The organism is Pseudomonas sp. FBCC-B35, assembly GCF_059133755.1.
The window spans coordinates 1,197,501-1,222,475 of the sequence record NZ_CP101439.1 but is presented as its reverse complement, the minus strand read 5'-3'; the positions used below and the strand labels follow the sequence as shown (position 1 = coordinate 1,222,475).

The 24,975-nt window shown below is 60.9% G+C and carries 18 protein-coding genes, 2 rRNA genes and 3 pseudogenes (1 of these 23 cut by a window edge); 7 read left to right on the top strand and 16 right to left on the bottom strand.

Going from position 1 to position 24,975, the window contains the following annotated elements; genetic code table 11:
- Nucleotides 1-2: 2 nt before the first annotated feature.
- Nucleotides 3-695: a tRNA (N6-threonylcarbamoyladenosine(37)-N6)-methyltransferase TrmO gene (tsaA, locus tag NMB38_RS05450; RefSeq protein ID WP_111475464.1), complete on the top strand. Its 693-nt coding sequence runs from the start codon at nt 3-5 to the stop codon at nt 693-695.
- 119 nt (nt 696-814) lie between these two features.
- Here the strand turns inward: tsaA and NMB38_RS05445 are convergent, their stop codons facing one another.
- The 4 genes from NMB38_RS05445 to NMB38_RS05430 all read right to left on the bottom strand — a co-directional run bounded on the left by NMB38_RS05445 (nt 815) and on the right by NMB38_RS05430 (nt 5,198).
- A complete protein-coding gene (locus NMB38_RS05445) occupies nt 815-2,137 on the bottom strand; it encodes a dicarboxylate/amino acid:cation symporter (RefSeq protein ID WP_027914199.1) in 1,323 nt (440 codons plus the stop codon).
- Nucleotides 2,138-2,421: 284 nt separating this feature from the next.
- Nucleotides 2,422-3,768, bottom strand: coding sequence for an ATP-binding protein (locus NMB38_RS05440; RefSeq protein WP_028687377.1), 1,347 nt, complete (start codon nt 3,766-3,768; stop codon nt 2,422-2,424).
- Nucleotides 3,765-4,442, bottom strand: a complete 678-nt coding sequence (locus NMB38_RS05435; protein WP_023536231.1) for a response regulator — start codon at nt 4,440-4,442, stop codon at nt 3,765-3,767. Before NMB38_RS05435 ends, NMB38_RS05440 begins: the two co-directional genes overlap by 4 nt.
- 150 nt (nt 4,443-4,592) lie before the next feature.
- Complete coding sequence (locus NMB38_RS05430) at nt 4,593-5,198, bottom strand: outer membrane beta-barrel protein (RefSeq protein ID WP_023536250.1); 606 nt, start codon at nt 5,196-5,198, stop codon at nt 4,593-4,595.
- Nucleotides 5,199-5,327: 129 nt separating this feature from the next.
- On the opposite strand from NMB38_RS05430, the gene NMB38_RS05425 reads away from it, so the two are divergent.
- The gene (locus NMB38_RS05425) at nt 5,328-6,122 is read left to right on the top strand and encodes a dienelactone hydrolase family protein (RefSeq protein WP_027914197.1); all 795 of its coding nucleotides are present in this window, start codon (nt 5,328-5,330) and stop codon (nt 6,120-6,122) included.
- A 156-nt stretch (nt 6,123-6,278) separates the two neighbouring features.
- Nucleotides 6,279-6,980 (top strand): 4'-phosphopantetheinyl transferase family protein, encoded by a 702-nt coding sequence (locus NMB38_RS05420; protein ID WP_111475394.1) that lies wholly within the window; start codon nt 6,279-6,281, stop codon nt 6,978-6,980.
- Nucleotides 6,981-6,983: 3 nt separating this feature from the next.
- Here the strand turns inward: NMB38_RS05420 and NMB38_RS05415 are convergent, their stop codons facing one another.
- Together NMB38_RS05415 and NMB38_RS05410 are read right to left on the bottom strand one after the other, a co-directional pair.
- A complete protein-coding gene (locus tag NMB38_RS05415) occupies nt 6,984-8,555 on the bottom strand; it encodes an ATP-binding protein (protein WP_280076972.1) in 1,572 nt (523 codons plus the stop codon).
- Between the two features lie 29 nt (nt 8,556-8,584).
- Complete coding sequence (locus NMB38_RS05410; RefSeq protein WP_236165739.1) at nt 8,585-9,283, bottom strand: response regulator; 699 nt, start codon at nt 9,281-9,283, stop codon at nt 8,585-8,587.
- A 675-nt stretch (nt 9,284-9,958) separates the two neighbouring features.
- On the opposite strand from NMB38_RS05410, the gene NMB38_RS05405 reads away from it, so the two are divergent.
- The 4 genes and pseudogenes from NMB38_RS05405 (at nt 9,959) to NMB38_RS05390 (ending at nt 16,194) form a co-directional block, all read left to right on the top strand.
- Nucleotides 9,959-12,838 (top strand): ribonucleoside-diphosphate reductase subunit alpha, encoded by a 2,880-nt coding sequence (locus tag NMB38_RS05405; RefSeq protein ID WP_023536265.1) that lies wholly within the window; start codon nt 9,959-9,961, stop codon nt 12,836-12,838.
- 215 nt (nt 12,839-13,053) lie between these two features.
- Entirely contained in the window at nt 13,054-14,307 is a 1,254-nt protein-coding gene (locus NMB38_RS05400; protein ID WP_023536270.1) for a ribonucleotide-diphosphate reductase subunit beta, read from the top strand.
- Nucleotides 14,308-14,446: 139 nt separating this feature from the next.
- Nucleotides 14,447-14,706 (top strand): annotated as a pseudogene (locus NMB38_RS05395) (IS5/IS1182 family transposase); the annotation flags it as partial.
- 201 nt (nt 14,707-14,907) lie between these two features.
- Nucleotides 14,908-16,194, top strand: coding sequence for an MFS transporter (locus NMB38_RS05390; RefSeq protein WP_027914192.1), 1,287 nt, complete (start codon nt 14,908-14,910; stop codon nt 16,192-16,194).
- 54 nt (nt 16,195-16,248) lie between these two features.
- Here NMB38_RS05390 and NMB38_RS05385 read toward each other — a convergent pair whose 3' ends face one another.
- From NMB38_RS05385 to NMB38_RS05340, 10 genes and pseudogenes are all read right to left on the bottom strand, one after another.
- Nucleotides 16,249-16,707: a hypothetical protein gene (locus NMB38_RS05385; RefSeq protein ID WP_027914191.1), complete on the bottom strand. Its 459-nt coding sequence runs from the start codon at nt 16,705-16,707 to the stop codon at nt 16,249-16,251.
- Nucleotides 16,708-16,819: 112 nt separating this feature from the next.
- A complete protein-coding gene (locus NMB38_RS05380) occupies nt 16,820-17,716 on the bottom strand; it encodes a LysR family transcriptional regulator (RefSeq protein WP_027914190.1) in 897 nt (298 codons plus the stop codon).
- A 71-nt stretch (nt 17,717-17,787) separates the two neighbouring features.
- Nucleotides 17,788-19,812 (bottom strand): annotated as a pseudogene (locus tag NMB38_RS05375) (pyridoxamine 5'-phosphate oxidase family protein).
- A gap of 27 nt (nt 19,813-19,839) precedes the next feature.
- A complete protein-coding gene (locus NMB38_RS05370) occupies nt 19,840-20,469 on the bottom strand; it encodes a glutathione S-transferase family protein (protein WP_027914188.1) in 630 nt (209 codons plus the stop codon).
- 208 nt (nt 20,470-20,677) lie between these two features.
- The gene (locus NMB38_RS05365) at nt 20,678-21,109 is read right to left on the bottom strand and encodes a UPF0149 family protein (protein WP_494354915.1); all 432 of its coding nucleotides are present in this window, start codon (nt 21,107-21,109) and stop codon (nt 20,678-20,680) included.
- Nucleotides 21,109-21,177: pseudogene (locus NMB38_RS05360) on the bottom strand (UPF0149 family protein); the annotation flags it as partial. The gene NMB38_RS05365 and the pseudogene NMB38_RS05360, both read right to left, overlap by 1 nt.
- Nucleotides 21,178-21,191: 14 nt before the next feature.
- Nucleotides 21,192-21,743 carry a UPF0149 family protein gene (locus tag NMB38_RS05355; protein ID WP_027914186.1) on the bottom strand — a complete coding sequence of 184 codons (552 nt, stop codon included), beginning with the start codon at nt 21,741-21,743 and terminating at the stop codon, nt 21,192-21,194.
- A 115-nt stretch (nt 21,744-21,858) separates the two neighbouring features.
- The gene (locus NMB38_RS05350) at nt 21,859-22,740 is read right to left on the bottom strand and encodes a nitrilase family protein (protein ID WP_049696444.1); all 882 of its coding nucleotides are present in this window, start codon (nt 22,738-22,740) and stop codon (nt 21,859-21,861) included.
- A gap of 218 nt (nt 22,741-22,958) precedes the next feature.
- A 5S ribosomal RNA gene (gene rrf, locus NMB38_RS05345) occupies nt 22,959-23,074 on the bottom strand.
- Nucleotides 23,075-23,208: 134 nt separating this feature from the next.
- Nucleotides 23,209-24,975, bottom strand: a 23S ribosomal RNA gene (locus NMB38_RS05340); it runs 1,126 nt beyond the window's last position.

The following is a 24,975-nucleotide window of genomic DNA, read 5'->3' as shown; positions in this document are numbered from 1 at the left end:
TCATGCAGCATACGGTGGCGCCGGTGGGGATCGTGCGCTCCTGTTTCAAGGAGAAGTTCGCCATTCCGCGCCAGCCGCAACTGGCGCCGGCCGCACGCGGTGTGCTGGAGCTACTGCCCCCGTTCGACCAAGCCGAGGCAGTCGAAGGGCTGGAACAGGTCAGCCACGTCTGGCTGCTGTTTCTGTTCCACCAGGCCCTGGAAGAAAAACCCAGGCTCAAAGTGCGCCCACCGCGCCTGGGGGGCAACAAGAGCATGGGTGTGTTCGCCACTCGCGCCACGCACCGGCCCAACGGCATCGGCCAGTCGGTGGTGCGGCTGGAGGGCGTTGAACCTGGCCGCTTGCTGTTGTCAGGCATCGACCTGCTCGACGGCACGCCGGTGCTGGACATCAAGCCCTACGTACCCTATGCCGACAGTGTCGAGGGTGCCCATAACCACATGGCCAGCGGTGCGCCAGTGGCCATTACCGTGCAGTGGGCCGACAGCGCCCTGCCCCAGGCCAGCGAGCATGCGTTGCGCCTGGGCGAGCCCCTGGTGGCATTGATCGAGCAATGCTTGGCGCAAGACCCACGGCCAGCCTATCAGGTGCCTGTGGCCGAACGGGTGTATGGGGTCAAGTTCTGGGATGTGCAGGTCAGGTGGCATTATCCGCAGACGGATGTGATCCGTGTGCTGGAGGTGGTGCTGGCTTGAAGGTGCAATAGCGCTGCATCTGGGGGGGTTGTGCTGTCGCCATCTGCCTCAAGTACCAACAGCCGCCCATGAAAAAGGCGACCCGCCGGGTCGCCTTTTTTCGTACCGTTACGCTGTAATCAACGTGCTGGACCTTCGGCAACGCCCAGGTCGTCGGTCGGACGGGTGTCGATCAGCGGACCGCCACCCGAAGCCAACTCCGACGCCAGCTTGTCGTTGTCCATCTCGTTGACCCACTTGGCTACGACCACGGTGGCAACGGCGTTGCCCACCAGGTTGGTCAAGGCACGCGCTTCGGACATGAAGCGGTCGATGCCCAGGATCAGTGCCAGGCCGGCAACCGGCAAGTGGCCCACGGCAGACAGCGTGGCCGCCAGCACGATGAAGCCCGAACCGGTAACGCCAGCGGCACCTTTGGAGGCGACCAGCAGCACCAGCAGCAGGGTGATCTGGTGGGTGATGTCCATCGGGGTGTCGGTAGCCTGGGCGATGAACACCGCAGCCATGGTCAGGTAGATCGAGGTGCCGTCCAGGTTGAACGAGTAACCGGTCGGAATGACCAGGCCTACCACGGACTTCTTGGCACCCAGGCGTTCCATCTTGGCCAGCATGCGTGGCAGCGCGGACTCGGACGAGGACGTGCCCAGCACGATCAGCAGCTCTTCACGGATGTAGCGGATCAGCTTGAGTACGCTGAAACCGTGGGCGCGGCAGATGCCACCAAGCACCACCAGCACGAACAGCAGGCAGGTAATGTAGAAGCACGCCATCAGGTAGCCCAGCTGCACCAGCGAGCCCACGCCGTACTGGCCGATGGTGAACGCCATGGCGCCGAAGGCACCGATCGGGGCCAGCTTCATGATCATGTTGATGATGTTGAACATGACATGGGCGAAGCGATCGATCATGTCCAGGAACGGCTTGCCGTAGCTGCCCAGGCGGTGCAGTGCGAAGCCGAACAGCACCGAGAACATCAGTACTTGCAGGATGTCGCCGTTGGCGAAGGCGCCGACCACGGTGTTGGGGATGACGTTGAGCAGGAAGCCTACGGTGGTCTGCTGCGCGCCAGCGGCGGCATAGGCAGCCACGCTGCTGGCATTGAGGGTGCTGACGTCGATGTGCATGCCCGCGCCGGGCTTGACCACGTTGACGACCACCAGGCCGATGATCAGCGCGATGGTGGAGACGATTTCAAAATACAGCAACGCATAGCCGCCCGTCTTGCCGACGGATTTCATGCTCTGCATGCCGGCGATACCGCTGACCACGGTGCAGAAGATGATCGGTGCGATGACCATCTTGATCAGTTTGACGAAGCCATCACCCAAGGGTTTGAGGGCAACGCCCGTTTCCGGGTAGTAATGGCCGAGCAGAATACCGATGGTGATGGCAACCAACACCTGGACGTACAGGGATTTGTAAAGCGGCTGACGTGTCGTCATGGCTGTTTTTCCTCAAGTGTGCCGCGCCACCCTGTTCCAGGGGTGCAGCACCTGAATCGCTAACCCTCCTGCACTTGGAGGGATTTGTCGTTGTGGTAGAGCTGCCTTCGCAGGCCTCTGCCAATAGCGATAGCAAGGGTGATGCCAAAATGCCCAAACCGGGTGCAGGCAGGGCTATTGCTGGCTTTCCATGCCCAACGTCGGGGCGAAACGTGAGGAAGGGTGGCGGGTTTCCGCCCGCTGGCGGAATTGGAGCAGCCCAGATGGCGGAAAACCGCCTGGGCTCATTCCAGATTGAAGGTGATACGGAAGGCGGCGCCGCCAAGCGCCGAGTCATCCAGGCTCAGTTCGGCATCGTAGCTGTCGATGATGTCCTTCACCACAGCCAGGCCGATGCCTTGCCCCGGGTGCTGACTGTCCAACCGCTCACCACGCTCCAGAATGCGCTGGCGCTGGTTGGCGGGCACGCCTGGACCGTCATCTTCGATACAGAGCGTGAGCCGTCCAGCTTCTCTGAACAGGCTGACCCTTATCTGACCCAGGCTCAGGCGGTAGGCGTTTTCCAGGAGGTTACCCAGCAGTTCGAGCAATGCGCCCTGCTCCATGGGTACCCGCGCCTGGTCCGGCACCTGCAAGGTCACGTCCACGTGTTTATCGCGGTAGACCTTGGCCAGCGTGCTACACAGGCTGTCGAGCAAGGGGCGTAGCACCACGCTATGACGCACCAGGCCGCTCTTGCGCAGGCTGGCACGTTGCAGTTGATAGTCGATCTGCTGGCTCATGCGTTCGATCTGGCTCTGCAAGACCCTGGCCTGCTCCCGTTCACCGTTGTGCTGCTGCAGGCTTTCGCCCACCCCCTGCAACACGGCCAAGGGCGTCTTCAGGCTGTGCGCCAGGTCGTCCAGCGAATCCCGGTAGCGCTGGCGTTGCTCGCGCTCGCTTTGCAGCAGGCGGTTCAGCGAGCCGGTCAGGCGCAGCAGTTCGCGGGGGTGGTGTGTGCTCAGGCCGTCCCGCGCGCCGGATTCCAGATCGTCGAGCTCGCGGCTAAGGCGGCGTAGCGAGCGCAACCCCCAGGTCAACCCGGCCCAGAGCAGCGCCAGCAGTGCCAGCAAGGCAGCCCCGAAGCCCAGGTAGAGTTTTTCACGCAGGCCATCGAGGGTGCGCTGATAGTCGCGCACCGGCTGCAGGGCCACGATGCTGAAGGCGGCACTCTTGCCGCCCAGCAGCTTAATCTCGACGTCATAAACGAAGAACTCCTCGCCATTGGCCTGGTGGATGCGTGCGAACTCGTTTCCGCGGCCATCGTAGCGAGGCTGATAGTTGATGTTCTGCGCCGCCGTGGCCCGGGACTGCCAGACCAGTTGGCCAGCGCGGTCGAAGATGTACCCCAGCAGACCGGTATAGGGCAGGTTGAAACGTTCGTCCGGCAACAACGCCGGCATCTGCAACTGCCCGTTTTCGATACGCGCCGCCGAAATCAGCGTGGTCACGTCCGAAGCCAGGCGTTGTTCGATCGACTCCTGCAAGGCAAGGCTGAAGGCTTTCTGCAAAGCTGGCAGCAGCGCCAGCATGAACAGCACCGCCAGCACGGCAGCGGCCAGCATCAGGCGCACACGCAGGGATCGAATCATCGGCAGCGCTCGGTGAACAGGTAGCCAAGCCCGCGCACGGTATCGATGGGCTTGAAGCCGCACTCGCCTTCGAGCTTGCGCCGCAAGCGCCCGATGAGCACTTCGATGACGTTTGGATCACGTTCTTCATCCCCAGGGTAGAGTTGCTCCATCAGGCGATCCTTGGCCACCACCTGCTGGTGATGACGCATCAGGTACTCGAGGATGCGGTATTCGTAGGCAGTCAGGCCCAGTGGCTGCTCGTCGAGCGTCGCCTGCTTGCGATTGAGGTCAAGGACCAACGGGCCGGCGGCGATGGTTGACTGGGTGAAGCCGCTGGAGCGGCGCAGCAGCGCATTGAGGCGCGCCTCGAGTTCTTCGAACTGGAACGGCTTGACCAGGTAGTCGTCGGCGCCAGCGGCCAGCCCTTCGACCTTGTCCTGCCAGTTGCCGCGGGCCGTGAGGATGAGGATGGGGAAGGTCTTGGCCTGGTTGCGCAGGCGCGTGATCAGCTCCAGGCCACTGATGCCCGGCAGCCCCAGGTCGACCACCGCCAGGTCGAAGTGGTACTGCTCGGCCTGGTACAACGCCTCCTCGGCATTGGCGACCGCCTCGACCACGTGGCCACTTTCCCCCAGGCGGGTATAGAGGTGATGGCGAAGCAAGGCTTCGTCCTCGACCACCAGCAGTTTCATGTGCAGCTCCTTGATGGATGTGCCTGTACGGTGCCCAATGCTGACAAGCCAGCCCCACCGCGTGCGCCTACCGGCCTGATGGCCCAGCATGGCACTGGTTGGAGCTGGCTTGCCAGACCCGGGTCGCTACAGGATAACGCGACGGGCAGGTCAGAACTTGTAGGAAGCCGCCAGATAGGTCTGCGCGCTGCTGCTCAGGCGCAATGTGCCGGCCTTCGGCGCGCCGTGGGGGCTGACCTCGGTGGCGGCATTGGTGCGCAGGTAGCGGTAGCCCAGTTCGACCGAGGCCTTGTCGGTGATGTCCTGGATGACGCCTGCCTGCAGGCCGTAGGCATAACCGTAGTCGGTGTCGCGGCTCAGGCCTGGCGATTCCTGGGACAGCTTGGTCATGCCGAGGGTGCCGCCGCCGAACAGCTTGGTGGTATCGCCTACGGGCAGGAACAGGTCATAGCTGCCCAGCAGGTTTTCCTGGCGAAGTTTCAAGCCGCTGTGGTCACCGGAAACGTTGTCGTAGGTCATGTAGTAGCGACCCTGGTCATTGATGCGCCCCAGGCGCACGCCCCAGGTACCGTCCTTGGCGATGACGCCGTCGGTGTTGAGGTGGTCGGTGTTGCGTTGCAGCAGGCCTGACTTGCGAACCTTGTCGCTGGTCTGGCCGTAGGTGAGGCTGGCGAAGTTTTCGTCGGCCGCCTGGGCGCTGGTCATGCCAGCGGCGCAGACGGCTACGGCGGCAAGCAGGGTATTGAATGTTTTCATGGTGAGGTTACTCCAGTCGAGTGCGCTGTTGAGGTCTGGAAGCTAGAGTAAGCAGGGCACACTGAACCTCGACTGAACCCTTGCTGAACATTGACTGAACGAACCGATTGCAATCCAGGAGTAGTCACCATGCGCGCCTTGCTGGCCTTGACCTTGATGTGTACTGCCGCCTTTGCCCAGGCGGCGGTACAGACCCGCGAGATCCCCTACCAGGATGCCGACGGCAACCGGCTGGTCGGCTATTACGCTTATGACGACGCCGTCACCGGCAAGCGGCCAGGCATCGTCGTGGTGCATGAGTGGTGGGGGCTCAATGACTACGCCAAACGACGCGCCCGGGACTTGGCAGCGCTGGGTTACAACGCCCTGGCCATCGACATGTACGGTGACGGCAAGCACACCGAGCACCCTCAGGACGCCCAGGCGTTCATGGCGGCAGCACTCAAGGACCCCAAGGCTGCTGCCAGGCGCTTCGACGCCGGGCTGGAATTGCTCAAGTTGCAGCCCAACACCAACAAGCATGACCTGGGCGCTGTGGGGTACTGCTTTGGCGGCAAGGTGGTACTCGATGCCGCCAGGCGCGGCGAGAAGCTCGACGGTGTGGTGAGTTTCCATGGCGCCCTGGCTACCACTACACCCGCAAAGCCTGGGGTGGTGAGGGCGGCAATTCTGGTGGAGCACGGCGCAGCGGACAGCATGGTGACCGCCGAACAGGTGCAGGCCTTCAAGGCGGAGATGGACGCGGCGAAGGTGAATTACCGTTTCGTCAGCCTCGACGGGGCCAAGCACGGGTTCACCAACCCTGATGCCGACCGCCTGAGCCATGGCGCTCACGGCGGGCCCGACATCGGTTATGACAAGGCGGCCGACGAACGCTCCTGGGCAGACATGCAGGCGTTTTTCAAGCAGGTGTTCAATGAGTGATCACGCGGGGCAGCCATGCTGGGACGCCAGCGATCACCGTAATAGGTAGGCAGCAGTGGGCGCGTTTTCATGCTTGCGTTGAAAACTGCGCCCATGTGCCGGGCTGTATCGCCCTGCCCCTCCCGCAACCCCTGCTCAGCTGGCACAATAGCGCGCATGACGACCCTTCCTGCCTGCTGTACCTCGCTTCGGCAACACTGGCCCTTGCCCCGTCCCTTGCCTGGTGCGGTACTGGTCAGTTGCGCCTTCGACCCCACAAGCGTGACCCCGGACGACTTCGCGCGTGCTGGCATCGTGCCCAGTGCGGGCCTGCAACGTTCAGTTGCCAAGCGCCAGGCTGAATACATCGCCGGGCGGGTATGCGCGCGCGCGGCGTTGCAGCAGTTGGACGGCCGGCACTACGTGCCCACCACCCACGAAGACCGCTCCCCCATCTGGCCTGCCGGCATTCGGGGCTCGATTACCCACGGTAAAGGCTGGGCGGCGGCGGTGGTTGCTGCTCAAAGCAACTGCCGCGGGCTGGGGTTGGACCAGGAAGCGCTGCTCGATGACGAGCGCGCCGAGCGTTTGATGGGCGAGATCCTGACACCGATGGAGCTGGAGCGTCTGGACCACCGGCAGTTGGGCCTGGCCGTGACCCTGACCTTCTCGCTCAAGGAAAGCCTGTTCAAGACGCTCTACCCCCTGACTGGCCAGCGCTTTTACTTCGAACATGCCGAGCTGCTGGAATGGTCCGCTGACGGGCTGGCCACGCTGCGCCTGCTCACCGACCTGTCCGCCCAATGGCGCAAGGGCGCCCAATTACAGGGGCAATTCTGTCTGCAGGATGGCCACTTGCTGAGCCTGGTTAGCGCCTGAGGCCTACAACGGCGCCTGTTGTCGTGGCCAGGCAAGGCTGAAACAGGCGCCACCCAGGGCCGTGCCGTGGCCTACCGTGGCGCGGCCTGCGTGCCAATAGATGATACGGCGCACGATCGACAAACCCAGGCCATGGCCACCGGAGGCCCGGGTGCGGCTGTCATCCAGGCGCATGAAAGGCGTGAAGATGCGGTCCCAGACCCCTTCCGGAATGCCTGGCCCGTCATCTTCCACATTGATACGGCACACGTGCGGGCCTAGCTGATAACTCACGCGCACTTCGTGCTCGGCGTGGCGCAGGGCATTGCTCACCAGGTTCTGCACGGCGCGGTGCAGGTAGCGGGGCTCTGCCTCGACCCAGGCGGTCTCGCCTTCGACGCCCTGGCAATCGCCCCGCAACAAGCGTATGTCGCGACGCAACGGGGCCAGTTCGGCAATGACCTGATCGAGCAAGGCATCCAGGTCGATACGCTGGAACGTCAGGGCCGGGGCGCCTTGCTCGAGGCGCGCGTAGGTGAGCATTTCGTCGACCAGCTTGTCCAGGTCCTGGATGTCGCCGTCCATGCCGGCAAGGTGCTTGGCGCGTGCCTGCTCGGTGGCGGCGCTTTCGACCATTTCCAGGCCAAAACGCAAGCGGGCCACGGGGGTGCGCAGCTCGTGCGACACGGCACGTACCAGCTCGCGCTGCATGGACAGCGAGCGCTGCAAGTGCTCGGCCATGCCATTGAATGCCGCTGCCAGGCGCCCGATCGAATCGGCATCGCCTGCCGGTACACGCGTGTCCAGGCTGCCTTGGGCGATGCCCGCCGCGGCCCGCGCCAGGCCGGAAACGCGCCGCTCCAATTGGCGCACCAGCAGGTAGACCACCAGGCCAATGAGGCTCAAACCAACCAGGGTGATCAACACCAGCAACTGGGGTGGGTAGGGGTTGAGCTGGTGCAAGGGGCCGATCTCCAGCACCCACGGCGAGCCGGAGAGCCCAGCGAACACGCGTATGGAATCGCCATCCATGCCCAGCGCCATCACCGTGTCACCCTCCTCCACCCGGCGCCGCTGATCATCATCCAGGCTGGCCCGCTCGATACGCTGCAAGGCAACCCCAAACCCGAAGCCCTTGTCGTGCTTGATCTGCTCCAGGCGCTGCTGCTGTTCGGTCACCGGGTAACGCACCAGCTCGTCGGCCAGTAGATACAGGGTAGCGCGCGCCAGTTGCTCGCTGATCTGCCTGACCTGGGCGACCAGCAGCAGGTCCTGCTGCCCTACCCTGCGCAACACCCGAGCTGCATGCGGGCCGGTCTTCTCGACCACGACGAGGCTGCGGTACAGACGTGCGCGTTGTGCGCCATCGAGGGCGAAGGCCGACATGGGCTGCAACTGCAGCGGTACCCCCAGCAGCCGCCCCCACAGCAGCAGGGAACGCTTGCGCTCGGTGTCGCTCTGTCCGGCCAGGTTATCGGCCATGAGGCTGAACGTGCCTTGCGCCAGGCCCTCGCGGTGCTGGGCGGCGCGCACTTCGTTGACCAGGTGCAGGCTGAGCACCCCCAGCAGCGCCACCAGTACCAGGACCGCCAGCATGCCGCCATAGATGCGCAGGAAAATGGAGTTCACGGGCATTGGCCCACGAACAGATAGCCTTTGCTGCGCAGGGTCTTGATCAGCCGGGGCTGGATAGGGTCGTCGCCGATGCGAGGGCGGATACGGGAAATGCGTATGTCGATGGAGCGGTCCTGGCCGTCATAGCCCACACCGCGCAGCGCCGTGGAGATCTGCTCGCGGGTCAGCACCTTGCCAGCGTTGCTGGCCAGCAGCCAAAGCAGGTCGAATTCGGCGCCGGTAAGCTCGATCTGCCGATCGCCAAGCCACGCCTCACGCACCCGGCTGTCGATGCGCAGCGCACCGAAGGTCAGGTCCTGGCGTTTGCCCGCAGGCGCCTCGCTGCGACGCAACAAGGCCTGGATGCGCGCCAGCAACAGCCGGGGGCGTACGGGCTTGCACACGTAGTCGTCTGCGCCAATGTCCAGTCCTTGCACCTGATCCAGCTCGTCGGTGCGCGCCGTGAGCATCAGGATGGGCCCAGGGTACTGGCTGCGCACGCGCCGACAGATGCTCATGCCATCTTCGCCCGGCAACATCACATCCAGCATGACCAGGTCCGGCCGGGTGTCGATGATGCGTCGCGCTGCGCGAGCGCCATCGCCCTCGACACTGACCGCGTACCCTTGGGCGCTCAGGTACTCGGCAGTCAGTTCGGCCAGACGCTGGTCGTCTTCGACGATGAGGATGCGCGGTAGCGTTGGATCCATGGCGTAGGGCCTGTTGGTGTTGTTTTTCCCTGGATAGTACGACCAGGACCCTGTCGAGCCAACCCACTTGGGTGGTTCTGTGGACAATGATCCGGGTGCGTCGGCGGCCCCTGAAAAAAACTGCCCAGCGGCAAGCAGACGCAGAAAAACACTTCAAACCAGTGGGCACAAGGCCTACAGCGAATACTCACGTTTCACTCACAAAGTACCCACAAGATATCCACAGCCGCTCGCCTTGCAAACACCCCCATACCGCATTATCTTGTATCGCGATCGCGACGAACCACTAGATATAGGGGTTCGCGCAAAATCACTTACAAAAGTCAACCCGCAAAATCATCGGATTTTTCGGCTGAACTTACGGTGGTTTCAGCAGCCAAACCGCTCCTGCGGAGGCGACCGAGGCAAGCCCTGTCAGGGCCTTGTTCGGGCATGGGTGAACCAGGCGAGCCTGGCACTCATCAGCAACGGATTCCGGCAACCCGGAACTTTTGACTTCGGCCAGGGAGCGGCAAGCCATTGCCCTTATTCCTGAGTCTGTCCCGAAGTCGGTACGCCCGCGCGGACGGATGCGCTTGCGTTGCGCATCCCCGCCAGGCAATCGAGCAAGTGGACGGAACGGTGGGCGCCCAATTGGGCGCCTGATCAATATAGAAACTGTGGAGACACCCACCCATGCAAACCGACACGACTCGCGAGAACCCGCAGGCCAAGGCCCCGCAGGTTGCCGAATCCAATCAGGATCTGGCCGCCACTGCCCCTGGCCAACTGCGCGTGATCAAGCGTAACGGTACTGTCGTCCCCTACACCGACGACAAGATCACCGTGGCCATCACCAAGGCGTTCCTCGCAGTTGAAGGCGGTACCGCCGCCGCTTCGTCGCGCATTCACGACACCGTCGCGCGCCTGACCGAGCAGGTCTCGGCCACGTTCAAGCGTCGCATGCCATCGGGTGGCACCATCCACATCGAAGAAATCCAGGACCAGGTCGAACTGGCCCTGATGCGCGCCGGCGAGCAGAAAGTCGCCCGTGACTACGTCATCTACCGTGAGCAGCGCGCCAAGGAGCGCGCCACCCGCGTCAGCACCGACGCCGTGGTCGAGCCGCACCCAAGCATTCGCATCACCCTGGCCGACGGTAGCCTGGCGCCGCTGGATATGGCGCGCCTGAACACCATCATCAGCGAAGCCTGCGAAGGCCTGGCCGAAGTCGATGGCGACCTGATCCAGCGCGAAACCCTGAAGAACCTGTACGACGGCGTGGCCATCAAGGACGTCAACACCGCCCTGGTGATGACCGCCCGTACCCTGGTCGAGCGTGAACCGAACTATTCGTTCGTCACCGCTCGCCTGCTGATGGACACCCTGCGCGCCGAAGGCCTGGCCTTCCTGAACGTCGCTGACAGCGCCACGCACCACGAAATGGCCGACCTGTATGCCAAGGCCCTGCCGGCCTACGTCGCCAAGGGCGTGGAGTTCGAGCTGCTCAACCCGGCCCTGGCAGCCTATGACCTGGAGCGCCTGGGCAAGGCCATCGATCACGAGCGTGACCAGCAGTTCACCTACCTGGGCCTGCAAACCCTGTACGACCGCTACTTCATCCACAAGGATGGCGTGCGCTTCGAGCTGCCGCAGGTCTTCTTCATGCGTGTGGCCATGGGCCTGGCACTGGAAGAAAAGGACAAGGAAGCGCGCGCGATCGAGTTCTACAACCTGTTGTCGTCCTTCGACTACATGGCCTCGACCCCGACCCTGTTCAACGCCGGCACCCTGCGCCCGCAGCTGTCGAGCTGCTACCTGACGACCGTCCCGGACGACCTGTCGGGCATCTACCACGCGATCCACGACAACGCCATGCTGTCCAAATTCGCAGGTGGCCTGGGCAACGACTGGACGCCGGTGCGTGCACTGGGCTCCTACATCAAGGGCACCAATGGCAAGTCCCAGGGCGTCGTGCCGTTCCTCAAAGTCGTGAACGACACCGCTGTTGCGGTCAACCAGGGTGGCAAGCGCAAGGGCGCTGTGTGTGCCTACCTGGAAACCTGGCACCTGGACATCGAAGAATTCATCGAGCTGCGCAAGAACACCGGTGATGATCGCCGTCGTACCCACGACATGAACACCGCCAACTGGATCCCTGACCTGTTCATGAAGCGCGTCTTCGACGACGGCAAGTGGACCCTGTTCTCGCCCTCGGAAGTGCCGGACCTGCACGACCTGACCGGCAAGGCCTTCGAAGAGCGCTACGAGTACTACGAAGCCCTGACCGAGTACAACAAGATCAAGGTGTTCAAGACCATCCAGGCCAAGGACCTGTGGCGCAAGATGCTCTCGATGCTGTTCGAGACCGGCCACCCATGGCTGACCTTCAAGGACCCGTGCAACCTGCGCTCGCCTCAGCAGCACGTGGGCGTGGTGCACAGCTCGAACCTGTGCACCGAGATCACCTTGAACACCAACAAGGACGAGATCGCGGTCTGCAACCTGGGCTCGATCAACCTGCCGAACCACATCGTCGATGGCAAGCTGGACACCGCCAAGCTGCAACGCACCGTCAACACGGCCGTGCGCATGCTCGACAACGTGATCGACATCAACTACTACTCGGTGCCGCAGGCGCGTAACTCGAACCTCAAGCACCGGCCGGTAGGCCTGGGCATCATGGGCTTCCAGGATGCGCTGTACCTTCAGCACATCGCCTACGGTTCCGACGCTGCCGTCGAATTCGCCGACAAGTCGATGGAAGCGGTCAGCTACTTCGCCATCCAGGCCTCCTGCGACCTGGCCGACGAGCGCGGCGCCTACGAGACGTTCCAAGGCTCGCTGTGGTCCAAAGGCATCCTGCCGCTGGACTCGCAACAGATCCTGATCGAGGCCCGTGGCCAGAAGTACATCGACGTCGACCTGAACGAAACCCTGGATTGGGCGCCGGTCCGTGCCCGGGTACAGAAAGGTATTCGTAACTCGAACATCATGGCCATTGCGCCAACTGCGACCATCGCCAACATCACCGGCGTGTCGCAGTCGATCGAGCCGACCTACCAGAACCTGTACGTGAAATCGAACCTGTCGGGCGAGTTCACCGTGATCAACCCGTACCTGGTTCGCGACCTCAAGGCCCGTGGCCTGTGGGACTCGGTCATGATCAACGACCTGAAGTACTACGACGGTTCGGTGCAGCAGATCGAGCGTATTCCGCAAGAACTCAAGGACCTGTACGCCACGGCCTTCGAAGTGGAAACCAAGTGGATCGTCGACGCCGCTTCCCGTCGCCAGAAGTGGATCGACCAGGCGCAGTCGCTGAACCTGTACATCGCCGGTGCCTCGGGCAAGAAGCTGGACGTGACCTACCGCATGGCCTGGTACCGTGGTCTGAAAACCACCTACTACCTCCGTGCCCTGGCCGCCACCAGCACCGAGAAGTCGACCATCAACACCGGCAAGCTCAACGCCGTGTCCAGCGGTGGCGACAGCGCCCCGGTCCAGGCAGCCGGCCCTGCACCAGTGCCCAAGGCCTGCGCGATCGACGAGCCGGACTGCGAAGCCTGCCAGTAAGGCCAGGCCGAGGCTTCCTGCGGGAAGCCTCTTTTTTGTAGAGCCGTATGCAAGCCTGCGGGTGTGGCGCTGCCGCCCCGCTACCCGATACAAAAGCCGCAGCCACGCCGCTGGGGCCAGCCCGCCATGGGCACCGCTGATTTGCGTGCACCGCACCGCAACCAAGATCTACCGGCCATACTTCACAGATGGCCCTCGAGCAGGAGACTCTCACCATGCTGAGCTGGGACGAATTCGATAAAGAAGATGACGGCGAAGTCGCCGCCAAAGGCAACACCCCTGCGCAGGCTCACGCCGCCGCCACCCTCGACAAACTCGACAGCGCCGGCGGTGCCGCAGCCCTGGAAGCCCGCGCTGCCACGGCGTCGGACTCCGAGGCCGTCAAGCGCGCCAAGGCGGCCCTGGACGCCCTGGACGTTGCCGAAGGCCTGGCTGAGCTGGAAGGTTCCTCGGCCCGTGTGGCGGTGGATGAAAAGCGCATGATCAACTGCCGCGCCGACCTTAACCAGCTGGTGCCGTTCAAGTACGACTGGGCCTGGCAGAAGTACCTCGACGGCTGCGCCAACCACTGGATGCCGCAGGAGGTCAACATGACCGCCGACATCGCCCTGTGGAAGAGCCAGGACGGCTTGACCGAGGACGAACGCCGCATCGTCATGCGCAACCTGGGCTTCTTCTCCACGGCCGACTCGCTGGTTGCCAACAACCTGGCCCTGGCTGTGTACCGCCTGATCACCAACCCCGAGTGCCGCCAGTACATCCTGCGCCAGGCCTTCGAAGAGGCGATCCACACCCACGCCTATCAGTACTGCATCGAGTCGCTGGGCATGGATGAAGGCGAGATCTTCAACATGTACCACGAGATCCCGTCGGTCGCTAAGAAAGCGGCTTGGGGCCTTAAGTACACCCGCGCCATCTCCGACCCCGAGTTCAACACCGGCACCGTCGAGACCGACAAGGAACTGCTGCGCAACCTGATCGCCTACTACTGCGTTCTGGAAGGCATCTTCTTCTACTGCGGCTTCACCCAGATCCTGTCCATGGGCCGTCGCAACAAGATGACTGGCGTTGCCGAGCAGTTCCAGTACATCCTGCGTGACGAGTCGATGCACCTGAACTTCGGTATCGACGTGATCAACCAGATCAAGATCGAAAACCCGCACCTGTGGGATGCGGCGATGAAGGAAGAAGCCACCCAGATGATCCTGCAGGGGACTCAGCTGGAGATCGAATACGCCCGTGACACCATGCCACGCGGCGTACTGGGCATGAACGCGGCAATGATGGAGGACTACCTCAAGTTCATCGCCAACCGTCGCCTGACGCAGATCGGCCTGAAGGAAGAGTACCCAGGCACGACCAACCCGTTCCCGTGGATGAGCGAGATCATGGACTTGAAGAAGGAGAAGAACTTCTTTGAGACGCGAGTTATCGAGTACCAGACCGGTGGGGCGTTGAGCTGGGATTGATCTTCAAGGCGTAGGTGTTCACCTCCGGCTGAATTTTTTCACCAATACTAAACGTAGTCCTGATACTACAAGCGATGCTGATTAAGTGCACAATGCCCGGATGAGCTCATTGTGCACTTAATCCCTCTGAAATTTTTCTGATTCATCATCCACGCACCCCAGTTCGACCAGGAACAAGGAACGTAAGCGCGATCCCGACATGCACCAGGCGAAGAAAGGTAACTCATATTTCTTCGGCATGAAGGCGCCTGTTAGTGCCGATGCCGAATCGGGCCTGGTGCACCCTGTACACGGTATAGCGGCGAATGTAGCCGCTGTAGCGTCATCTGTGGCGACGCGGGTTGTACCGGCTTGGAGAAGCAGCCGGAGCCTGGAAGAAGGCCGGTGATCTGGCAGATCTGCGGCTGAAATCGGTTCTTTCGTCAAACGATGAGCTTTGCGAATGGATCAAGAGCTTGTCACCTCTCCTGTCGCGTAAGGCCCCTGTGCGCCCTGCGCCGCAGTGATCAGAATGTTTCATTAAGCATTTCAGGATGTGTCCAGCATAATCGAGGGGATTGATCGTTCAACAACGAACAGATTCATGCTGGAGAACCGTCTATGCCTGCTTCGCCTCCCGCCCGGTCCAAGGCCGCGGCGGTTCTACGTGTCACATCTGGTAACTTCCTCGAACAATTTGACTTCTTCCTGTTCGGTTTCTACGCCACCCAAATCGCCTCAGCTTTCTTCCCAGCCTCCAGCGAATTCGCCTCGCTGATGATGACCTTCGCTGTGTTCGGCGCCGGATTCCTCATGCGGCCATTGGGGGCGGTAATTCTGGGCGCTTACATCGACGATGTTGGCCGCCGCAAAGGCCTCATCGTCACGCTGTCAATCATGGCTAGCGGCACGTTGCTCATCGTCCTAGTCCCCGGCTTCGCCACGATCGGCTATTGGGCACCCGCGCTCGTACTGCTTGGCCGCTTGCTGCAAGGCTTTTCCGCCGGTGCTGAATTGGGCGGGGTGTCGGTCTACCTAGCCGAAATGGCTACACCGGGTCGCAAAGGGTTCTATACCAGCTGGCAATCCGGCAGCCAACAGGTCGCCATCGTGGTCGCCGCCGCGTTGGGTTACGGACTGAATCAAAGCCTAGCGCCGGCCGAGATCAGCGAGTGGGGCTGGCGAATTCCGTTTGCCGCTGCCTGCATGATCATTCCGTTCATCTTCTTCCTGCGCCGTAACCTGCAAGAAACCGAAGCGTTCGAGAAGCGTCAGCATCGCCCGACCATGAAGCAAGTGATCGCCACCCTAGGCCGCAACTCATCGGTAGTCATCGCGGGCATGCTGATGGTCGCCATGACCACCAGTGCCTTCTACCTGATCACTGTGTACGCTCCTACCTTTGGTAAGACTGTACTCAACCTGAGCACAAATGACGCGTTGCTGGTGACGCTTCTGGTAGGCGTGTCCAACTTTATCTGGCTACCCATCGGCGGCACGCTCAGCGACCGTTTCGGTCGTAAACCAATCCTGATCGCCATGACCGTACTCACCCTGTTCACCGCTTACCCAGCACTGTCTTACCTGGCCCATGCGGCAAGCTTCGCGCACATGCTTGAGGTACTGCTGTGGTTCTCGTTCCTCTATGCGATGTACAACGGTGCGATGATCCCGGCGCTCACGGAAATCATGCCAGTCGAAGTGAAGGTAGCGGGCTTTTCCCTAGCCTACAGCTTGGCTACGGCCCTGTTCGGCGGTTTCACACCGGTCATGTCGACCTGGTTGATCCATGAAACCGGTGACAAAGCAGCGCCTGCTTACTGGGTCGCATTCGCTGCACTGTGTGCGCTGTGCGCGACGCTTGTGTTGTATCGTCGAATAGCAAGGAAGGACCGGGTTCCAGTTTGAACCCTTCTGAGTCGCTGTTCACCTTACAGTTGCAGCGCAAGTCATTATCCACTTTTAGTGATCACCACCCGGCTCCACCCGCTGCACGGCAACCTGTTGGCGGGTGGTCATGTCGGCCAGTATCACTTCCCCTTCCTGGTGCGTCGGGGTGATCATCAGCGAGCGGACAAAGTGCTCGTTGCCGCCCTTGCGCGCCTGCACATTCTCGAACGCCACGATGATCGTATCGTTGCGCCAGTTGTTGGTATCGAAGCCGCCTGCGGCGACGAACTCGCGGATGTCGCGCACGTCGTTGAAGGTGTTGGCCGGCAGTATCAGTAAGCGGCCTTTGAGGAACACCTCGTAGTACTGGTGCGGGCCGGCCGGCCAGTTGTGGGCCACCACGTGTTCGATGCGCCAGTCGTAGACCGTGTTCTGATAAACCAGCACGCGCTCGACTTTTTGGCCGTTACATGCGGCAAGCCATGGCAACAGCAGCGCGGCGAGCCAGGTGCGTGTGAAGCGTTTGTTCATCCAGCGGCTTCCTTGCGTAATCTTTTGTGAGCATTGCGCGCTGGCGGGCTGCCAGCGAACAGTTCGGTACTTTACCAGACAGACCCACCCCGCCCATGGGCTGGGTAGCAGGTCAATCCAACTGTTGGGCCCTCAGGCTTTGTGCCAGCAGGTCGATGAAGGTCCGGACCTTGGTTGAACCGTATTTGCTCTCCCGATGCAGCACATGAATCGGCCACGGGGCTTCTTCGTATTCAGCCAGGATCACTCGCAGTTGCCCGCTGGCCAGCTCGTCAGCCACCTGGTAGGACAGCAGGCGGGCGATTCCCAGCCCGCCACTGGCGGCGGCAATCGCCCCGTCGTTGCTGGTGACGGTCAACCGTGGCTTGACCCGCACCAACGTCGATTCGTCGGTCACCCCGAAGCGCCAACCAGCGCGCGGTGACAGGTCGGTGGTGCCAATCACCGCATGGCTTGCCAAGTCGGAAGGATGTTCGGGTGTGCCATAGCGGGCCAGGTATTCAGGCGAGGCGCACAACATGCGGCGTACCTTGCCCACGCGCAATGCCTTGAGGCCCGAATCGGGCAAGGGGCCGATGCGCACGGCCACGTCCATGCCCTCCTCGACCATATTCACGATGCGGTCCAGGAAGTAGGCGCTAATGTCGACCTCCGGAAATCGTTGCAAGTACTGCACGATGCACGGCATGACGAACTTCTTGCCGAACAGGCTCGGGGCGGTGATGGCCAGATCGCCCTTGGGGGTGGCGTTGATGCCGGCAGCGGCTTCGTTGGCCTCGTGAATGCTGGCGAGGATGTGCCGGGTGTCCTCCAGGTAGCGGCCGCCGGCTTCAGTCAGGCGCACACTGCGGGTGGTGCGCAGCGCCAGCTTGACACCGAGTTGTTCCTCCAGGGCGACGACAGCACGGGTGACGGCCGCTGGGGAGATATCCAGGCGACGCGCAGCCGCGGCGAAGCTTTCCAGTTCGCCTACGGCGACAAACACCTTCATCAGGTGGATCTGGTCCATGCGGGCTCCTGGGGGTGGGAATACAGGCATTATGTTTGATTCAAGGCGTTTGTGCTGCCTGTTCTGGCCGATCAGATATCAAGCACCAGCGCCTGCCCTGGCTCATCCACCTTCGCGGGCACCGCACAACAGATCAGCGCGCTCCCGCTCTGCGGCATTTCGACTGGGAGGTTAGGGTAATGCACCTGGCCACTGAGCAACCGCGTTTTGCAGGTGCCGCAGGTTCCACCCCGGCAACTGAACTCCGGCGACAGGCCATGTGCCTCGGCCAACTCCAGCAGTGTGCCGCTGGAGGGTGACCACTGCGCCTGTTTGGCTGATGCCGCAAAATGGACCGCGACTGACTCGCTGGCAGCAGGCGGTTGCTGCAGGGTCGGCTGGCCGGCGTCGAAGTGGCGGCGAAGGCTAGACGGGCCGAACGCCTCGGCATGAATCCGCGTGTCCGGCACATGCAGGCCGCGTAGCCCCTGGTAGAGGTCCTGGGTGAAGCTGCCTGGGCCGCACAGGTAGAAATCGTAGTCATCCAATGTCAGTGTGGCTTTGACGTGCTCGATACTCAGCCGGCCGGCAAACTGATAATCACGGCCTGGCCGGGCGTGATCTTCGGGTTGGCTCAGGGTGCGGTGCACGTGCAGCAGCCCTGCGGCGTGATGTTGCAAGTGTGCCAATTCCTTGTGGAATGCCAGATCAGCCAAGCTACGGGCGCCCTGGAAAAGATGAATGACCCGCGCCGGCCCTTGCTTCAACTGCTCGCGCAACATGGCCAGCAAAGGGGTGATGCCTACGCCAGCGCCAATCAGCACCAGCGGCCGAGTGCTGTTCAGATCCAGCGTGAAGCCGCCTACCGGCGGGCGCACCTGCAGCACATCGCCTGCCACGACGCGCTCATGCAGGTAGCGCGAAGCGGGCCTCTGTGCCTTGACGCTGATGCGCACATGACCGTCGGAAGGCGCGCTGGACAGGCTGTAGGTGCGGATCAGCGGCTTATGCGGGTCCAGCGGGATTTGCACCGGCACATGTTGCCCTGGCGCGAACGTCACTGCGCTAGCGCCAGGCGGCTCGAGGTAGAACGAGCGGATATCACGGCTTTCCTGCTCCACCCGCAACACGCGCCAGGGTTGCCATGGCGCCTGTTGCGAGCGTTGCGACAGATGGCCTCAGGTGCCAGTCGCCAACGTGGTAGGCGCGTAGTCCTTGAATGCCCAACGCAGGCCAACTGCGCCCGGACGCCATACCACATGCTCGACCTCCAGCGTCCAGAGGCGCTCGGCGCCCTCGAACAATGGGATGTCGGGGCTGTCCAGCAGCAGCTTGGCACGCCCATACAGTTGCAGCACGTTGCCATTGCTGAAGTCGATGAACAGCAGCCCAGCACGGGGGTTTGCCAGCAGGTTGCCCAAAGTATTGAAGTGCAGGTTCCCGGCGTAGTCGGGGATGGTCAGGAGACTGCCTTCAACCCTGACGAACCCAGGTCGTCCGCCGCGGTGGGAGACGTCTACCGCTCGCCGGCCGTCGGCGTGCTCGACATAACTGGCGACGAAGAAGGTATCGGCTGCCTGAATCAGACTGACGGCATCGGCATCCAGCGCTGTGGAATCGATACGCCCTTGTGGCATTTGCGCGACCCGGATGTAGTCGCGCCGTTGGATGTATTGCGGGCAGTTGCCGAATGACTGAGCCACAGTCACCTGCAACTGCTCATGGGTGGTCTGGTGGATGCGGCCGTTGAGACGGTTGCGCCGACGGGTGTGCAGTTCGATGCCCAACAGGCCGACTGCCTGCCCGGCGGCCAGCCCTGGCGTCGCCGGATCGTCGGCTGGCGGTTGGATATCGATTGTCAGCTCACGAGGATGGGGCGAGCGGATGAAACCTTCCGGCCCCTCCAGCAAGGTCGCCCACGGACGGCCCTGCGCGTCCACGCTGGCGGCAACAATGAACGGCAGCTGGTGGTAGAAGGCGCGGTGCTGATCGGGCATGTAGTCGCGAATGACCTTATGCCCCACCGCCTCCATGCGCGCTGCTACACCCACCTTTTCCTGCAGGGTTTTCTCGCCTGGGTGCCAGGGCGATGGGCGATGGTCGTGTATGTGCTGCATGGCGACGTCCTCGGGGGCGGTACGGTGTCAGGCGTTGGTCTGCAGCCCGATCTGGGTACGTGGCATGGCCACGAAGCCGGGCAACGCTTCGATTCGCATCAGCCAGTCGCGCACATTGGCATAGGGCTCCAGCGACACATTGCCTTCAGGTGCGTGGGCGATGTACGAGTAGTTGGCGATATCGGCGATGGTTGGCGTATGGCCTACCAGGAACGGTCTTTTGGCCAGTTCGGTATCGATCACCTTGAGCAGCCCATGGGCGCGTGCAATGACCTCGTCGGTATCGAATGCCGCACCAAACACGGTCACCAGGCGCGCGGCGGCCGGACCGAAGGCCAGCGGGCCGGCAGCCACCGACAACCAGCGTTGCACGGCAGCGGCTGCCACCGGATCTTCGGGCAGCCATGCGCCGCTGTCATATTTCTTGGCCAGGTACACCAGGATGGCGTTGGAATCAGCGATCACCGTGCCGTTGTCATCGATCACCGGCACCTGGCCGAAAGGGTTGAGGGCCAGGAACTCGGGTTGCTTGTGTGCGCCTGCTGCCAGGTCAACGAAAACCAGTTGGGTTGGCAACCCAAGCAGGGAAAGCATGAGCTCGATGCGGTGCGCGTGACCGGACTTGGGGAAGTTGTAGAGCTTTATTGGGGTGGACATCGGCATGGCTCCTGATCAGCGCCGGCATAGCGCTGGTAGAGCCATACTGCATGTATCGGTGCAGGAGCAGAATCAGCGCCTGGAGCAAGCCTCAATTTCGCTGGTCGAAACAATTGGCCTGTGTAGCGCTGGCTATAAAGGGTGATGCAGTGACCGGACACACGTATGTACCAAGCTCTGTGCGGCAGTGACTGCAAGGGCTTGTGTTTCAGGAATGACGGTTGTGGAGATAGAGCCGGTGCACAGCCTCTACGACGCGGGGAACTGTGGCTTGATGTTCCTCAGAGCTCATCTTATCGAGCAATGGAAAACTCTTCTCCTCGCCATGGAGCGCGATTGCATCGAAGTGATGTCGAAGCCCAGCAGGCAAAGGCGGCCACTGACCTACTTCTACCCCTTTCATGTAGCCAAAGCACCAGTCCTCGAGAACCACGACATCGCCGTCTGGAAGTTCTCGTACTTCGAATAGCAGTTCAAGTTCATCGGTTGCCTGCGCAAGCATCTGCAACACACGGTTGTGGAACTTGATGAGTAGATCAAAATAACGCTGGCTCTGCGCCTTGCTTTTGAAATGAGGCAGCTTTCCCCACCTACCACGGGTAGCCATTCGCTTGGGGGTACAACGCGCGGTGTGCTGCACAGCGCGTTCATGAAGCCGTCCAGCTCGGACAGGGTAAGTATGGCGTTGTCGTTACCGTGCTTGAACAACAACTCTCATTGCCTTACCGCTGCTGTGAATGAAATCGGTAAAGCTGGCGAACGGCATCGATGACGTGGGGCACGCACTGCTGGATATCCTGTTCGGACATCTGGTCCAATAACTCGACGTTATCTTCCAGCCCATGCAGCGAGATGGTCTTGAGCAGCGCATCCTGTTCTGGAGGCAGAGCAGCCCAACCCGCGACTTGGGTGCCACGCATGTAGCCAAAGCACCACTCCTCCATGACGACTTCGGTCCCCTGGTCGCCCTCGCCTTGCTCGAAAAGCGGCTGGAAACCATCGACATTGTCTTCCAGGTCTTCGGCCACCTGACTGGCGTAGCGCAGCATCAATGCCGTATAGGCCTCTTCGTCAGCCGGCTTCTTGAACTTGGGAACGTGACCGCCGGCTACCGCTGGTAGCCATTCCATAGGCTGGACGGTATTGGGTGAGCTGGCCAGGGCGGTGAAGAACCCGTTGAGCTCTGCCAGATTGATGACCGAGTAATCATTGCCGTAGACGATCAACATGTCTTCGAGGCGATTGAGCTCTTTTTCGGTAAGCGGTAAGAACATGCAGTAGGGTCCTGGCAGTCAGATGTCCGTGCACCCTAACATAAAGACCTCGTGCACAGCGCCTGCGCGCCACATACGCATCATATAGGTCTGCCTGAATGGCGTGCTCAACTCCTTAACGTGGTATGGCCTCATGCAGGCGATAACCGAGGGTTACGTCGTAAAGATCTGTACGTCGATCGCGGGGTACGCCATTCAAGGCGTTGCAAGCGGCCGAGCGAGCACTGCTCAGGTCTATATCGGCGAAGACGGTGGTCTGCTCCTCTGCACTTGCCACCTCGCCGATAGGCCAGCCGTTGGTTCCAGCAATCAGCGAACATCCCAGAAACCGCTTACCTCGCTCGTTCCCGATACGATTGGCAGCGGCGATGCAGACGTTATTGACGTGAGCGGCCGTCATAGTCAGGTAATTGGCCATGCACCGGTCTGTCTGATCGAATAGCGGGGGTGGCGTCCAGACCCAGTTATTGAGGCTGCAGATCAGATCGGCCCCTTGGGCTGACAGCACCCGGGGCACTTCCGGGAACCAGATATCACAACCGATCAAAAGACCAATGCGGCCTATCGATGTTTCGAATACTGGAAAGCCCGAGTTACCTGGGGTACACCACAGGTTTTCCTGGGCTCCCAAGTGAGCCTTGCGGTAATGCCCGAGCAAACCGCTCGGGCCGAACAGCACCGCACTGTCATACAGTTTAAATCCATCCTGTTCGACGAACCCGGCAGCCAGGTAGATCTGATATTGCTCGGCCAGGTCGGCCCAAACCTGCACGCTGGGGCCGTGCTCAAGCGTCTCGGCGTGAGCATATGCTTCTGCTCGCGACACAAAGGTGTAGCCCGTGTTGGTGAGTTCGGGCAGCACAATGAGGTTGGCTCCAGCACGCGCGGCGCTACGTGCCAATGCCACGCTCTTGGCGAGGTTACCAGCGCAATGTTCAAGCCCGACCTGAGGGGCGAACTGGATGACTGCAATGCGTGCCGGGCTGAATGCGGCCATGATGCCTTCCCTCTTTGATCGTTTAGAAGGAAGCCAGTAGAGCCGGCTTTCGTTAACCGGATACAGTCGGGCGTTTCTGATAGGTCGGTAGGATTCTACGGTTCAGATGGTAGGCGAGGTCTTACAGCTCAAATCACGTCTTCAGCTGCAATAGCTATGGGTAGCCCCAAAGACAAAACCCCTACCTGCATGCGCAGATAGGGGTTTTGCGAAATGAATCTTGACGATGACCTACTCTCACATGGGGAAACCCCACACTACCATCGGCGATGCATCGTTTCACTACTGAGTTCGGGATGGGATCAGGTGGTTCCAATGCTCTATGGTCGTCAAGAAATTCTGTAGCCAGAATGTCCTGTTGGACAGCCCAGCGAATTCGGATATGTGATGTTTGTGATGCGTTGCGAACTTTCGGCTCATGTCATCTTCACCACCGCAATCTGCAGAAGCAAATTGCTTGGGTGTTATATGGTCAAGCCTCACGGGCAATTAGTATTGGTTAGCTCAACGCCTCACAGCGCTTACACACCCAACCTATCAACGTCGTAGTCTTCGACGGCCCTTTAGGGGATTCAAGATCCCAGTGAGATCTCATCTTGAGGCAAGTTTCCCGCTTAGATGCTTTCAGCGGTTATCTCTTCCGAACATAGCTACCCGGCAATGCCACTGGCGTGACAACCGGAACACCAGAGGTTCGTCCACTCCGGTCCTCTCGTACTAGGAGCAGCCCCTCTCAAATCTCAAACGTCCACGGCAGATAGGGACCGAACTGTCTCACGACGTTCTAAACCCAGCTCGCGTACCACTTTAAATGGCGAACAGCCATACCCTTGGGACCGGCTTCAGCCCCAGGATGTGATGAGCCGACATCGAGGTGCCAAACACCGCCGTCGATATGAACTCTTGGGCGGTATCAGCCTGTTATCCCCGGAGTACCTTTTATCCGTTGAGCGATGGCCCTTCCATACAGAACCACCGGATCACTAAGACCTACTTTCGTACCTGCTCGACGTGTGTGTCTCGCAGTCAAGCGCGCTTTTGCCTTTATACTCTACGACCGATTTCCGACCGGTCTGAGCGCACCTTCGTACTCCTCCGTTACTCTTTGGGAGGAGACCGCCCCAGTCAAACTACCCACCATACACTGTCCTCGATCCGGATAACGGACCTGAGTTAGAACCTCAAAGTTGCCAGGGTGGTATTTCAAGGATGGCTCCATGAGAACTGGCGTCCCCACTTCAAAGCCTCCCACCTATCCTACACAAGCAAATTCAAAGTCCAGTGCAAAGCTATAGTAAAGGTTCACGGGGTCTTTCCGTCTAGCCGCGGATACACTGCATCTTCACAGCGATTTCAATTTCACTGAGTCTCGGGTGGAGACAGCGCCGCCATCGTTACGCCATTCGTGCAGGTCGGAACTTACCCGACAAGGAATTTCGCTACCTTAGGACCGTTATAGTTACGGCCGCCGTTTACCGGGGCTTCGATCAAGAGCTTCGCTTGCGCTAACCCCATCAATTAACCTTCCGGCACCGGGCAGGCGTCACACCCTATACGTCCACTTTCGTGTTTGCAGAGTGCTGTGTTTTTAATAAACAGTCGCAGCGGCCTGGTATCTTCGACCAGCAAAAGCTTACGGGGCAAGCCCTTCACCTTCGCCGGCGCACCTTCTCCCGAAGTTACGGTGCCATTTTGCCTAGTTCCTTCACCCGAGTTCTCTCAAGCGCCTTGGTATTCTCTACCTAACCACCTGTGTCGGTTTGGGGTACGGTTCCCAGTTATCTGAAGCTTAGGAGCTTTTCTTGGAAGCATGGTATCAACCACTTCATCGCCTAAAGGCAACTCGTCATCAGCTCTCGGCCTTGAAATCCCGGATTTGCCTAAGATTTCAGCCTACCACCTTAAACCTGGACAACCAACGCCAGGCTGGCCTAACCTTCTCCGTCCCTCCATCGCAATAACTGGAAGTACAGGAATATTAACCTGTTTTCCATCGACTACGCTTTTCAGCCTCGCCTTAGGGACCGACTAACCCTGCGTCGATTAACGTTGCGCAGGAAACCTTGGTCTTTCGGCGTGCGAGTTTTTCACTCGCATTGTCGTTACTCATGTCAGCATTCGCACTTCTGATACCTCCAGCAAGCTTCTCAACTCACCTTCACAGGCTTACAGAACGCTCCTCTACCGCATCATCATAAGATGATACCCGTAGCTTCGGTGCATGGTTTGAGCCCC